The organism is Paraburkholderia sp. J11-2, from assembly GCF_905220185.1.
Taxonomy (GTDB): Bacteria; Pseudomonadota; Gammaproteobacteria; order Burkholderiales; family Burkholderiaceae; genus Paraburkholderia.
In genome coordinates, this window is sequence record NZ_CAJMYY010000001.1 from 466,353 (window position 1) to 479,459 (window position 13,107).

The 13,107-nt window shown below is 65.7% G+C and carries 9 protein-coding genes; 7 read left to right on the plus strand and 2 right to left on the minus strand.

Features of this window, described 5'->3' with window-relative positions:
• Positions 1-24: 24 nt before the first annotated feature.
• Positions 25-900 carry a LysR family transcriptional regulator gene (locus tag U5A57_RS02135; protein WP_321907728.1) on the minus strand — a complete coding sequence of 292 codons (876 nt, stop codon included), beginning with the start codon at positions 898-900 and terminating at the stop codon, positions 25-27.
• A gap of 136 nt (positions 901-1,036) precedes the next feature.
• On the opposite strand from U5A57_RS02135, the gene U5A57_RS02140 reads away from it, so the two are divergent.
• The 6 genes from U5A57_RS02140 to U5A57_RS02165 all read left to right on the plus strand — a co-directional run bounded on the left by U5A57_RS02140 (position 1,037) and on the right by U5A57_RS02165 (position 10,318).
• Positions 1,037-2,356 carry an MFS transporter gene (locus tag U5A57_RS02140; protein WP_321907730.1) on the plus strand — a complete coding sequence of 440 codons (1,320 nt, stop codon included), beginning with the start codon at positions 1,037-1,039 and terminating at the stop codon, positions 2,354-2,356.
• A gap of 245 nt (positions 2,357-2,601) precedes the next feature.
• Entirely contained in the window at positions 2,602-3,243 is a 642-nt protein-coding gene (locus U5A57_RS02145; protein WP_321907732.1) for a response regulator transcription factor, read from the plus strand.
• Complete coding sequence (locus tag U5A57_RS02150; RefSeq protein ID WP_321907733.1) at positions 3,240-4,025, plus strand: response regulator transcription factor; 786 nt, start codon at positions 3,240-3,242, stop codon at positions 4,023-4,025. Before U5A57_RS02145 ends, U5A57_RS02150 begins: the two co-directional genes overlap by 4 nt.
• 26 nt (positions 4,026-4,051) lie before the next feature.
• Positions 4,052-4,735 carry a response regulator transcription factor gene (locus U5A57_RS02155; RefSeq protein WP_321907735.1) on the plus strand — a complete coding sequence of 228 codons (684 nt, stop codon included), beginning with the start codon at positions 4,052-4,054 and terminating at the stop codon, positions 4,733-4,735.
• Positions 4,736-4,972: 237 nt separating this feature from the next.
• Complete coding sequence (locus U5A57_RS02160) at positions 4,973-5,701, plus strand: aquaporin (RefSeq protein ID WP_321907736.1); 729 nt, start codon at positions 4,973-4,975, stop codon at positions 5,699-5,701.
• A gap of 132 nt (positions 5,702-5,833) precedes the next feature.
• The gene (locus U5A57_RS02165) at positions 5,834-10,318 is read left to right on the plus strand and encodes an ATP-binding protein (protein WP_321907737.1); all 4,485 of its coding nucleotides are present in this window, start codon (positions 5,834-5,836) and stop codon (positions 10,316-10,318) included.
• A gap of 190 nt (positions 10,319-10,508) precedes the next feature.
• On the opposite strand, the gene U5A57_RS02170 is transcribed toward U5A57_RS02165, so the two are convergent.
• Positions 10,509-11,453 (minus strand): LysR family transcriptional regulator, encoded by a 945-nt coding sequence (locus U5A57_RS02170; protein ID WP_321907739.1) that lies wholly within the window; start codon positions 11,451-11,453, stop codon positions 10,509-10,511.
• A 454-nt stretch (positions 11,454-11,907) separates the two neighbouring features.
• Here U5A57_RS02170 and U5A57_RS02175 point away from each other — a divergent pair, with 454 nt between their 5' ends.
• On the plus strand, positions 11,908-13,083 hold the full coding sequence (locus tag U5A57_RS02175; protein WP_321907740.1) for a porin: 1,176 nt from the start codon (positions 11,908-11,910) through the stop codon (positions 13,081-13,083).
• The last annotated feature ends 24 nt before the right edge of the window (positions 13,084-13,107 follow it).

Genomic DNA, 13,107 nt, shown 5'->3' on the forward strand with positions numbered 1-13,107 from the left:
GCGGCGCCTTTAGCACGGGGCGCCTCAGCCGAGCAATTGCGCGAGCGCCGCGCGTGCGTTCGTCACGTGCGCGGACTCGCCGGGGCGGCCCGGCAACAGATGAAATTCGGCTGCAGGCAGTGCGGGCAAGCCGAATGAAGCCGGGCACGCCATCAGTCCTTCGCCGATCGCCGACTCGTTCAGACACGAGATTCCCAGCCCCGCCTTGAGCGCGAGCTGCAGCCCGGCCACGCCCGAAGCCGAATGCGAAATCAGGTAGGGCATGCGCGCTTCGTCGAGCAATCTCACGACGCGGCGCTGCAGCTGGCAGGTTGCCGGCAGCAGCACGAGCGGCCAGGGCGGCGTAAGCGCGGGCCGCTCGCGCAGCGCTTGCGCCGCGCCCACCCACACCAGTTTCTCGCGCCGTATCGACGTGCTCTTGTGCGTGCCGCGGCCTTCCTCCACGAGCCGCAGCGACAGCCCGATGTCGTAGGCGTTCTCGTCGGCGGTGCTGTCGATCACGGCGCTCGGCTGCACGGTCACATGCAGGCGCAGGCGCGGATGCTGGCTGGCGAAGCGCCGGAGGATCTCGGCGATGTCGTGCGGCCGGTAATAGTCCGTGATCGCAATGCGCACCTCGCCGTCGAGCGTGCGGCCGAGCATGTCGTCGAAGGCGGCGTCGCACAGCGCGACGATGCGGCGCGCGTGGTCGAGCAGCTTCGCGCCCGCGGGCGTGGCGGACATGCCCTGCTTGCTGCGCACGAAAAGCGGCTGGCCTACGCGCTCCTCGAGCTTCTTGAGCTGCTCGCTCACCGACGACTGCGACAGGAACACCCGCTCCGCCCCGGCGGAAACGCTGCCCGCCTCGGTCACCGCGATGAATGTGCGCAACTGCGCGAGGTCGAAACCGCGTGCGTTCATGGTTCAGCTTGATCCAGTGTGCTTTTTGCCAATTCACGATTCGGAAATTCCGAATTTATAGATTGGAAATTCCCGCTTTTCCGATGAATGTTGCGCCTCTACGATGCCCTCGGTCAACCGTTTTCTCGAGGTCATCATGGAACGAAGTACAACGCGGGGCGCGGCACACCGCTGGAAAGTGCTCGCGGTGGGCGTGGCGGCGAACGCCAGTTTTGCGGCAGCGCTCGGCGGCATTCCCGCAACGGGCGTATTGATCCGCTCGGGTTATCACATCGGCACGGGCGAACTGGGTGTCGTGCTTGGCATGCTGGGCCTTGGCATCGTGCTGAGCGAACTTCCCTGGGGACTCCTGACGGATCGCTGGGGCGATCGGCGCGTACTGCTCACGGGGCTGACCGCCACCGCGCTCGCACTCGTTGCGATGGCGCTCTGGGGCGCACCGGTGGGCGCACATGCGCCCAGCGCGACGGCGCTCGCGCTGGGCCTGCTCGCACTCGGTCTGCTCGGCGGCAGCGTGAACGGTTCGAGCGGGCGCGCGGTGATGGCGTGGTTCGCCACCCACGAGCGCGGCCTTGCGATGAGCATCCGGCAAACCGCTGTGCCAGCCGGCGGCGGGCTTGGCGCGCTCATGCTGCCAGCGCTCGCCGAGCATGTGGGATTCGCGGCGGTGTATGGCGCGCTCGCTTTCCTGTGTGCGGTATCCGCCGCACTCACGATCGCCTGGCTGCACGAGCCTGCGCATACGCAGGACCGCGCGAATGCGCCGCTCGCCTCACACGCGCCGGCTGCGCCCGTGCAACGGTCGGTCTCGCCGCTGCGCAGCGTAACCGTGTGGCGCATGGTGACCGGCATTGGGGTGCTGTGCATTCCGCAGGTGGCCGTGCTCTCGTTCGCGAGCATTTTTCTGCACGACGTCGGCCATGCCGGCACAGCGGCAGTCAGCGCGACGCTTGCGGCGGTGCAGGGCGGCGCGGCGTTCATGCGTGTGTACGGCGGGCGCTGGACCGATCGGCACGGAGAGCGGCGGACCTGGTTGCGCGGCAGCGCCGCACTCACCGTCGCGCTTTTCGTTGTGCTGGCCGCACTGACGGCCTTCGCGTCGCATACGCATCGCGCAAACGGCGCGTTCGTCGTGCTGCTTGCCGCAGTGATCGTGTTGGGCGGCATTGCCGCTTCCGCCTGGCACGGCGTTGCTTTCACCGAGCTCGCGACGCTCGCAGGCAGCGGCCGTGTGGGAACCGCGCTCGCCATGGGCAACACTGGCGCATTCCTCGCGTTCTTCGTCGCGCCTTCAGCCATCCCGTTGCTGTTGTCGTGGTTTGGGTGGCCCGCGGTCTGGGTGGCGGCTGCGCTTTGCGCCGCGCTGGCATGGCCTGCATTCGCCGCACCGCGCGAGCGCGGCGCCGGGCGCACTGGCGAAAGTCGACAACGCGCTCGTGAGCGTGCCACGGCTTGATGATGCCGTGTGTAGGATTTGTCTCGGAATATCGACCGATGCGACAAATAATTCTACAAAATCGCATCTGTTAGGCATAACGCATGACGAAGCTCGAATTAAGGATCATTTAACGTTTCGGAAATCTCCGATTTCGACGGCAGGATTTCAATGGTCAGATGAACGACCTTGCCGATGTTGTTGGCTGCCGGTGCGCCCACGCGGCGCACCGCACCCACACAAATCCACCTCGAAGGAGATTCAGTGTGAAGCTACGTGTCGTCCTCGCCGACGATCATCCATTCGTTCTGCTTGGCGTTCGCTCCGCGCTCCTCGCCGGAGACGATATCGAGGTCGTGGGTGAAGCGTGCGGCGCGCCAGAGTTGTTGCAGACGCTCGAAACCGTCCCGTGCGACGTCGTCGTCACCGACCTCAACATGCCACCTGCTTCCGGCGAAGCCGAAGACGGCCTGCGCCTCGTGCGGCGTTTGCGCCGCGACTGGCCTCATGTGCCCGTGGTCGTGCTGACCAGCGTTGCGAACGCCGGCATCCTGCGCGCCGTGGCGCACGCGGGCGTGATCGCCATGTTGCGTAAGACCGAACCCATGGACGAACTCGCCGCCATCGTGCGCGCAGCCGCACAGGGGCTTGCCTATCTCAGCCCGGCCGTCGAGCGCGAACTCGCGGCGGCCGCCTGCCTGCCCGACATGTGTGTGCCGCGTTTGACGCCGCGCGAATCGGAGGTGATCCGCAAATTCGCAAGCGGCAGTTCGATCACGGAAATTGCGCGCGCCCTCGGCCGCGACGTGCGCACGGTGAGCAGCCAGAAGCGGGACGCCATGGCGAAGCTCGGCGTGAGCACCGACGCGGGACTCTTCGCCTTTGTCAGGGCTCACGGACTCTTATGAACCTGCTTTCCTTGCCGCTGGCGGACGATGCCGACGTGGCTGCCGCTACCCGCCGCACCGTGCGTGAGCGCAATCGGCACGCGGCCCTCGCGGCGCGCAACATGACCGATACCGCCGACCTCGCGGCACCGGTGCGCGTCATCATCGCCGACGATCATCCGCTCGTGGTGTATGCGCTGGAAAGCATGCTCGTCAACTATCCCAACGTGCAGATCGTCGCGCGTGCGCGCAGCGTGCCCGAACTGTTCGACGTGGCGGAGCAGCACGCCTTTGATCTCGTTCTGATGGACCTGTACATGGCGTTGCCCGGCGAGCTGGACGGACCCGAGGCTATCCGCGCCTTTCGCGCCGGTTTCCCGCAAAAGGCGGTGGTCGTGCTCACCATGGAAAGCGAGGCCTCGGTGCTGCGCAAGGCGATCGATCTCGAGGTGAACGCCGTACTGAGCAAGCGCGACCGCATCGACCTGATCCCGGTTGCGATCATGTCCGCGATGGCGCGCGAACACTATGTCGGGCCAGTGGTGCGTGACCTGCTGACGGAAGCAGCACGCGCCGAGCGGCGCGAAGAAGTGTCTCGTCTTCTCACGCGGCGCGAATTCGAGGTCATCACGCATTATGCAAAGGGGCTCGGCGTCACGGAAATCGCTGGTCTGCTCGGGCGCAGCGTCAAGACGATCAGCGCGCAAAAGTGCGCGGCGATGAAGAAGCTCGCGCTCGGCAACGATATCGAGCTCTATCGCTTCGCGGTCGAATGCGGCGTGTCGAAGGGCGACCCAACCTGATCGATCCTGTGCACGCAAGGCCCCCGATGCAGACTACCCGGGCCGCTCGAGAAGACGCGCTTCGCCTGGGCGAGCCGCTGCGCGCGATCGTGGCCGATGACCACGCGTGCATCCGGCTGGGCGTAGCGAACCTGCTGCATGCAACGGCGCGAGCCCTCGTCGTTGGCGAAGCCAGCAACACGCATGCGCTCGCCCTGCAGCTCGATATGACCGCTTGTGACGTCGTCATTTCCGATCTCTGCATGCCGGGCCTTGACGGCGGATATGGCTCCCTTACGCTGCTACGGCGCCTCGCGCAAACGCGATGCGCGCCTGCGATCGTCGTCCTGAGCATGGTGTCGACGCCGCAGGTTCTGACGGGGCTGGTGCATCAGGGCCTGAACGTCATTGTCGACAAGCGCGACGTCGCGCACGATCTCCTCGTTGCCGTTGCCGCCGCTCGCGCCCGCATGCCGTTTCTCTCGCGCCGCGCACGCGAAACGCTTGCGCGGGCCGACGCCACGTGCGTCCCCTGCTCGGGCATGCCGAGCGCTCGCGAATGGGAGGTCTTTCAGCTTTACACGCAGGGTATGTCGGTCGGTCAGATTGCCCAGCGGTTTCAGCGCAGCCGCAAAACCATCAGCGCGCAAAAACGCAGCACCATGCGCAAGCTCGGGCTCGTCACGGAGCGCGATCTGAGCGACTTCGCGACGCACGCGGGGCTGACCTGATTCAGCCCGGCGCGACGCGTCCCCGATTCATTCCAGCGTCTGTAGGAATTTCTCTCGCCGTGTATCGCGCATTGCGCACAGCGTTTTAAGAGTTCTCCTATCTGAATGCGGGGCTCGTCTCCCCATAATCCCAAGCTCAATGCGTGGCTCGTCAGATATTGCCGTTCCGGCAATGCGATCAAACGACGGCCTAGTCGGAACAGGGCCGGGAAGCAGTCCGGAAACGGAGACGAAACAATGAAGCTCGGTAGGCGTTTGGCGGTCGAGGGCGCGGGAACCGCGTGGCTCGTGTTCGCCGGTTGCGCAGCCACGGCGCTCAATGCGAGCCCGCCCTCCCAGGGCTTCAACGTTCTCGAGATCGCCGCGACCTTCGGGTTCGCGCTCACCGTGGCGAACTATGCCGCCGCCCGCGCGGCGAGCGCCCACTTCAATCCCGCAGTCACGATCGGCTACGCGGTCTCCGGGCGCTTTCCCGTGCGCGATACCGGGCCCTACCTCGCCGCGCAGACCATCGGGGCCATTTTCGGCGCGGCGTTGCTCGTACGCGTGGCAAGCGGGCGCCCGGGTTTTTCCGTCGCGGTGTCCGACCTCGGCAGCAACGGCTACGACGAGCATTCGCCGAGCGAATACGCCCTCTGCGCCGTGTTCCTGCTGGAACTGTCGGTCTCGTTCGTGTTCGTCTTCTTCCATCTCCTGATGTCGAGCACGCTCGCGCGCCGCAAGACTGCGGCGCTCGCCATTGGCGCATGCCTTGCCGCCATCTATCTCGTCGCGATCCCCGTGAGCAACGGCGGCGCGAATCCGGCGCGCTCGACCGGTCCCGCGCTGTTCGTCGGCGAGTGGGCGCTCGATCAGCTCTGGCTCTTCTGGGCGGCCCCGTTGCTGGGGGGAGCCGCTGCTGGCGTGACGTACCGCCTCATGCGCCGCCCGCGCAGTGTCCCCACGCCTTCTCGTGACGGCGTTTGAAATCCGGTATGGCGCGTGCCGATGAGGTCGATTCTCCGCATCTTCCGTCTTCGTGCGCTCCCGGCTGCATCGAGGCGGGGGGGCGGGCACGCGTGCGGATTTGCCTGCCTTAGCGCGCTCGCCGCCGCATGGATGCTCGTATTTTCCGTGGCGGCGGCGAGTGCCGCTACGCCGTGCGAGCCAACCGGCGAGGGCATCGCGCGCACGCGGCCGGTCGCCACGTCGTTGCCGCCGCAGCTCGTCGTCGGTGTGGTAGCGGGGGGCTGGGCGCCGCTCGAAGTGGTCGACGGCGCCACGCTCACCGGTTTCAGCGCCGACTACCTGCGCCTTCTTACCGGCGCTGGCGTCAAGCTTCAGCCACGCGCCTTTGCGGACATGCCAGCGTTGCTCGCGGCGGCCTGCGCGGGCGATATCGACATCGTAATGAGCCTCGCGCGCACGCCGTCGCGCGAGCGCTGTCTTGCTTTCACGGTGCCGTACCTGACCGGCACCACGGCATTCGTCACGCGTGCCGGGAATACCGCGCTCGCGACCCAGCCAGCGCGCCTCGCGCGCGCGACCTTCGCCGTCGAGCGCGGCTACGCACTCGAATCCGCATTGCGCGAGCGCTTCGCGCAGGTGCGCATCGAAACGTTCGCGACTACACAGGCCGCGCTGCGCGCCGTCGCGCAGGGTAAGGCCGACGTGTATGCGGGCTTTTCGCCTGTGGCGCGCTATCAGCTTACGCTCGAAGAATTCGCCGATCTGCGTGTCGCCTTCGAGGAGCGCGACCGCATGCGCGAGTTGCGTTATGGCGTACCGGTCTCCAGGTCGGTACTGCGCGACCGGCTCGATCTTCTTCTGGGCGGTGTGCGGCCTGCCGCGGCAGCGGCCGTGCGCGCGCGCTGGTTCGACGGCGGCGCGCCGGGAGAGGTGCGACCGTCCGCGTTCAGCCTGAGCGCCGACGAGCGCGCGTGGCTGCGCGCCTTGCCGCCGCTGAAAGTGGGCTACGACAGCAGCTGGCTGCCGTTCAGCTTCACGAACAAGGCCGGCGAGCCGTCGGGCATGGCCAACGACTATCTCGACTATCTGGGGCGCACCCTCGGCATTACCTTCGAGCGCGTGCCTGTTTCCCCCTGGACGAGCGCGGGGGGCGCGTTGCAACGTGGCGAGATCGCGCTCGCCGCGACCGCTGTGAGGGACGGCGTGTTCGACTCCGGCGTGGCCTACACGGACGCGTTCGAGCACTATCCGCTCGTCATGGTGGGGCGTCGCGACGAGCCGATGGCGCGCTCGCTTGGCGACTTTGCGGGCCGGCGGATCGTGCTGGCGCCGCATGTACCGGAAATGCCGGTGCTGCCAGGTACGCAGGTCGAGCGCGTCGCAAGCCTCGCGGCCGGGCTCGCGATGGTCGATCGCCACGAGGCCGATGTGCTGGTCGGCAACACGGCCGCGCTCGACGGGCCGCTCAGCGGCACGTATCTCGAGACGCTGAAAGTGCTGGGCGCGGTAGGTGTCGATGATTCGACCGCGTTTGCCGTGCGCTGCGACCTCGCCCCGCTCGCGGGCCTCATCAATCGCGCGCTCGGTGCGATGTCGCCCGCCGAACAGCAGCGGATCCGCAATCGCTGGACCGCAGTCGTTTCCACCCGGGCCGGCGGCTGGAGCGTGAACGCGCTGCGGCTCCTGCCGCTCCTGATCGTCTTCGGCGTGCTGCTTCTCGTCACGCTGCGCGCCTACGTGCTGCTTCAGCGCGAGATGCACAGGCGGCGGCGCGCGGAGCAGGTGCTCGCGCGGCAGGTGGAACTGCAAGACACGATGATGGAGATGATCCCGTATCCCCTCGGGGCACGGGACCTCGAAAACCGCTATCTCGCGGTCAATCGCGCCTACGAGGAATCGACCGGCCTCACGCGCGCCCGCGTCCTCGGGCGCGCGGGTTCGGCCGTGATGGCATGGGGACCCGAGAACAGCCGCCGCATGGACGATCTCTACCGGCTTACGATCGTCGAAGGGGAGAGCCAGCGTGTCGAGCTGATCTTCGAGAACACGCTTGGGGAGGCACGTCATGGCATTTTCTGGACGCGCCTGTGCCGCGACCCGCAGGGCGCGCCGTTCTGCGTACTTGGCACGATGATCGATGTCACCGACATTCGGCGCGCCGAGCTGCGCGAACGCGAATCGGAGCGGCTCCTCGCGGAGGTGACGGGTTCGCTGCCCGCGATCGTGTTCCAGTTGCGCCGCGCGCCCGATGGCCGCTACTCGTTTCCGTACATTGGCGGCGACACGCAGCGGCTCCTCGGCAACACCGTCGACGCTCTGCGCCGCGCGGATTCGGTCGATCTTTCGCGGGTGGGGCGTCACGATCGCGCGCGCCTCGCCTCGCAGCTCGAACGCTCAGCGCGCCGGTTCATTCCCGTGCACGCCGAGTTCCGCTTTCAAGGCGCGGCCGGGTTCGTGTGGGTGCGTGCGGAGTTCGCGCCGCGCCGCGCAGAAGACGGCGCGATCGTCTGGAGCGGCTATGCGCTGGATGCGAACGACGAGCACGCTCGCGCAGACGAACTCGAGCAGGCGCGCGACACTGCAGAGGCGGCCTCTCGCGCGAAGGACGACTTTCTCGCCATGATGAGCCACGAGATCCGCACGCCGATGAACGGCGTGCTCGGTCTTGTCGAGGTGCTCGAGCGCACGCCGCTTAACCCGGATCAAGCGCAAATGGTCGGCATGGTGCACGAGTCGGCGGGGGCGCTGCTGCAGATACTCGACGATCTGCTCGACTACTCGAAGATCCAGGCCGGCCACCTCGTGATCGACTCGCAGCCGTTCGACATGCGCGAGCTTGTCGACAACGCCGTCGGACTGCTGGCCGCGCGTGCACACGAGAAGGGACTGAAGGTGCGCGTGGATGTGGAGCCGGAGGTCGCGGCGCTCTTGCGCGGCGACAGCGTGCGCCTACGGCAGATCCTCTTCAATCTGCTCAGTAATGCAATCAAGTTCACGCTGGCGGGCGAGGTGAGCGTGCATGTTCGCGCACGCGATGTCGGCGCGCTCTGCTCTCATCAGCGGCTATCGATCTCGGTGAGCGACACGGGAATCGGCATTGCGCCCGCAGCGCAGGCGCAGCTCTTCGAGCCGTTCGTGCAGGCCGAGACCTCGACTACGCGACGCTTCGGCGGCACGGGGCTCGGCCTCACGATCTGCCGCAAGCTCGCTGCGCTGATGGGCGGCGCGCTCGAGCTAGAGAGCGAAGTGGATCGCGGGACGTGCCTCACACTGCGCATCGAATTGCCCGTGGAGGCTCGAAGCGGCTCGGCGGCCGGGCTGCGCGGCAAGCGCGCGCTCGTGACCTGCGAGGACGTGAGCGTCGAGGCCGCATTGATGCATTTCGGCGCGGCGCTCGGCATGCAAATGCGCCGCGTCGCGCCGGCGGACCTCGCCCGCGCCGCGGGCGCGGACAATGCCGATCTCCTGTTCGTCTCGGAAGCGCTGGTCGACCGGTTGGGCAAGTTCGGTGCACCTGTGCTTTGCCTGACGGAGAACCCCAAGCCGAGCGGATACCGCGTGGCCGAGAGCGGCGTGCGCGTGAGCGTCAACCCGTTGTCGTGGCGTGGCTTGAGCGCCGCTTGCGCGATGGCGCTGGCGGGGCTGCCGGTCAAGGCGGCCAGCCCGCCACGTCCGGCCACCGATGTCGAGACGACGCTCCCAGCGCCCGATCGCGAGCAGGAACGCGCTGGCGGGCGCCTCATCCTCGTGGCGGAAGACCATCCCGTCAATCAGGAGTTGATCCGCCATCAACTGGCACTGATCGGGTTCGCATGCGATGTCGTCGACGACGGTGCGAAGGCGCTCGAAGCGCTGGCGGAATGTGAATACGGCTGCCTGATAACCGACTGTCATATGCCGAACGTTTCGGGCTACGACCTCGCGCGGCGCGTGCGCCAAATGGAGCAGAAGGCGCACGGCAGGCGGCGCTTGCCGATACTCGGCATCACGGCCAATACGGCGCCCGAGAACATGAGCCGGTGCAGCGAAGCGGGCATGGACGATTGCCTCATCAAGCCGACCCGTGTGGCCACGTTGCGCGAGCATCTCGCGCGCTGGTTCGGCGTGGAGAGCATGCGGCGCACCGTGCATGCCGAAGCCACGCGCGAGGCAGGCGGACAGAGGACAACAGCGGGGCAGGCAGCGTCGCGGGCTTCAAGGGCTCCGAATGCCCCGGGGGTCTCGGAGTCGCCTGCCGCTTGGGGCGGCGGTGCTGATGAAACGCTCGCGGAAAAACCCGCTCACGCACGGACGTTCGAGCCGCTGGATCTCGCGCACATGATCCAGGTCTGGGGCGGGGAGGCGACCGTGAAGACGTTGCTCAGCTCGTTCGTTTCGGCAATGCGCGACGATCTTGACGCGTTGCCGCCGCTCCTTGAGCAAGCCGATGTCGCACGCTTGCGCGAATGGCATCACCGGCTCGCCGGTGCGGTGGGCGTGCTGCAATACCCTGCGCTGCTTGCCGAGCTTGAGACGTTTCGCCGTCACATGAACAGTCACACTGCCGGGCAATTGCGTGAGGAAGGCTATGCGCTCATCCGCACGTGCCAGGCGATGCTTGGCGGAATCGAGCAACAGGCCGCTCTGCTCGCGTGAATGATGCGAATCAGGAAATGGACCGGCGCGAGCGAATAGAGCAAAAAGCGGCAAAAGCGGTGTTTCGCGCAGGCGAAAAAAAACGCGGCCGAAGCCGCGTTCAAGCTTGGAGACCCTTCGATGAAGAGTCACTTCTCGCAGTTCCTAGCTTAGTCGGCAGGCGGAAAGAAATCGAGACAATTTCGATCAATTAACTATTACAGGGAATGCTGGTAATCGCGCTTGCCGCTGCGGTGTCGTGCCGGCGAAACCATTCGACTGTGAAGTCAACGAACGAACGTGTTTTTGCCGGAACGTGCCGGCGGCCAGGGTAGACGAGCGAGAGTTCCTTGTCTGCGTCGCGAATGTCCCATCCGGCAAGCACGCGCACGAGCTGGCCGGATGCGAGATCGGTGTCCACGTGGTTTGCCGGCAGGATCGTGATGCCCATACCCGCGATCGCGGCCTGACGCAGCATCACGGAATTGTTCACAGCGTACGCCGGCTCGATCAGCACGGGTTTGCGCACGCCGCCCGGGCCCTCGAAATGCCATTCGTTGCCGTGAATATCGGCGGAAGGCGCAAGCAGCGTGTGTCGGGCGAGATCGGCGGGGCATTGCGGCGCAGCATGGCTTGCGAGGTAGGCGGGCGATGCGACGGCAACCGGCGCGACGCTCAAAAGCGGACGGCGGATCAGCGTGCCGCCGCTCACCTGGCGCGGCGCTACGATGCCCGCGTCGAACCCCTCCTCGATCAGGTCGACCGGACGGTGCAGCAACGTGAGCGAGAGGCGGACTTTTGGGAACGCGTCGAGGTAACGCTTGAGCATCGGCGTGAGGTCATGCAGCGAAAACGATGCGTGGGTAACGACGCGCAACGTGCCGGACGGCACCGATACGCCATGCGCGATATGCGTTTCTATGCGCGCCAGATCGTCAAGCACCTGGCGGCAGCCCTGCGCATAGGCGGCCCCTGCCTCGGTGAGCGATGCGCTGCGCGTGTTGCGGTTGATGAGCCGCGTTTCCAGATGGGCTTCGAGCAACGCTACATAGCGGGTGACCACCGCGTTCGACATGTTCAGACTCGTCGCCGCGCGGCCGAACGAGCCGTGCTCGGCAACGCTGACGAACACGCGCATGGCCTGAAGCTGATTCATGTTTTTGGGGGGCGTGGACACGAGGTGGATGGGGGCTGCGATGAAGAAATGAAGTCGGAGGGCGCGCGTGGGTGTTCGCCGAGAGCGATAGTACCGATGCGCGTTGGGCGAGCGGAATGGGATTCGTCCGAATCGACGCTTTATCCCGAATTGCCAGTGTTGTCGGACTGCAACGCTTTATCGGGATACCGAATGAAATGGCCGCGAGAGAGAAAAACAAGATAAGTCGTGAGCATTGAGTCACAAGCGTTTGAGGGTTTACCGCAGCAGGATTCAATTAATTCGAAAAGGCTTTTGCCGAGATATCGGGTGGTCCGTCGAAATGCGACGCCCATAAACTTCGCCATGCAAATCAACGCGGTGCTGCATGCACCGCAATACGGAATCGCTATGCCGGCGTGAGGTCGGCGACGGCATCCATTTTTGCCGAAAGGCCTTGCATCGAAGGAAGCATATGAAAAAGAAACTGGCTATCGCGGCGGCAGTCGCTGCGACTTTTGCATCGGCGTCGTACGCGCAAAGCAGCGTCACGCTCTACGGTATTGTCGACGCCGGTCTTACCTACACGACCAATGTCGCGAAGATGAATCCCGATGGAACTGTCAGCGGCAACCGGAATTTTGCCCTGACGAGCGGTAACCTCTCGGCGAGCCGCTGGGGCTTGCGCGGCGTTGAGGATCTCGGTGGTGGCCTGAAGACGATCTTCACCCTCGAAAGCGGCTTCAACATTGCGAACGGCCAGCAGAACGGCGGCCTGTTCAATCGTCAGGCGTACGTCGGTCTGACGCAAGACCAGTACGGCACGGTCACGTTCGGTCGCCAGTTCGACTCGATGATCGACTACGTGAGCCCGCTCACCGCTGTGGGCACCTGGGGCGGCAACTACACGGCGCACCTCATCGACAACGATGACCTGAACGGCACGTTCTCGCTCAACAACTCGATCAAGTACACCAGCCCGAACTTCTCGGGGTTCCAGTTCGGCGGCCTCTACGCGTTCTCGAACCAGGCTGGCGGCTTCGCGGTCAACCGCGCGTACAGCGCCGGTATGAGCTATGCATACCAAGGCCTGCGTCTTGGCGCGGCCTACACGCAGATCAATGGCGTGGATGCCAACGGCGGCGGCGCGGTCCAGGGTTCGCCGATGGCGTACACGCTTAACCAGGCCAGTTTGAATGGCCCGATCGGCGCGATCGGCGCGAATGAGCGTCAGCGCAACTGGGGTGCAGGCGCGAGCTACACCTACGGTCCGATGGTCGGCGGCGTCGTGTTCACGCAGTCGCGCGTCAACGACTCGCTGGGCAATTCGCTGCGCTTCAACAACATCGAAGCCAACGCACGCTACAACCTGACGCCCGCTCTCGGCATCGGCGCGATGTACACGTACACGAACGCGAACGGCTCGGTGCTCGACGCGAACGGCAGCAACTCGGCGCACTGGCACCAGTTCGCTCTGCAAGCCGACTACTCGCTCTCGAAGCGCACCGACGTGTACCTCGAAGGCGTCGGCATGTGGGGTGCTGGCCAGAACGCAGTAGGTATCACGCAAGTGGGCTTCCAGGGCAACGACAACTTCTCGTCGTCGAAGAACCAGGGGATCATCACGACGGGTATCCGTCACCGCTTCTAAGCATTCGGAGGCGTCGCGTTCCCG

Bases quoted from the DNA above. Each gene is read 5' to 3' on its own strand.
- U5A57_RS02170 (WP_321907739.1), bottom strand. From the start codon at position 11,453: ATGAATCAGCTTCAGGCCATGCGCGTGTTCGTCAGCGTTGCCGAGCAC.
- U5A57_RS02160 (WP_321907736.1), top strand. From the start codon at position 4,973: ATGAAGCTCGGTAGGCGTTTGGCGGTCGAGGGCGCGGGAACCGCGTGG.
- U5A57_RS02165 (WP_321907737.1), top strand. From the start codon at position 5,834: ATGCTCGTATTTTCCGTGGCGGCGGCGAGTGCCGCTACGCCGTGCGAG.
- U5A57_RS02140 (WP_321907730.1), top strand. From the start codon at position 1,037: ATGGAACGAAGTACAACGCGGGGCGCGGCACACCGCTGGAAAGTGCTC.
- U5A57_RS02175 (WP_321907740.1), top strand. From the start codon at position 11,908: ATGAAAAAGAAACTGGCTATCGCGGCGGCAGTCGCTGCGACTTTTGCA.
- U5A57_RS02135 (WP_321907728.1), bottom strand. From the start codon at position 900: ATGAACGCACGCGGTTTCGACCTCGCGCAGTTGCGCACATTCATCGCG.
- U5A57_RS02155 (WP_321907735.1), top strand. From the start codon at position 4,052: ATGCAGACTACCCGGGCCGCTCGAGAAGACGCGCTTCGCCTGGGCGAG.
- U5A57_RS02150 (WP_321907733.1), top strand. From the start codon at position 3,240: ATGAACCTGCTTTCCTTGCCGCTGGCGGACGATGCCGACGTGGCTGCC.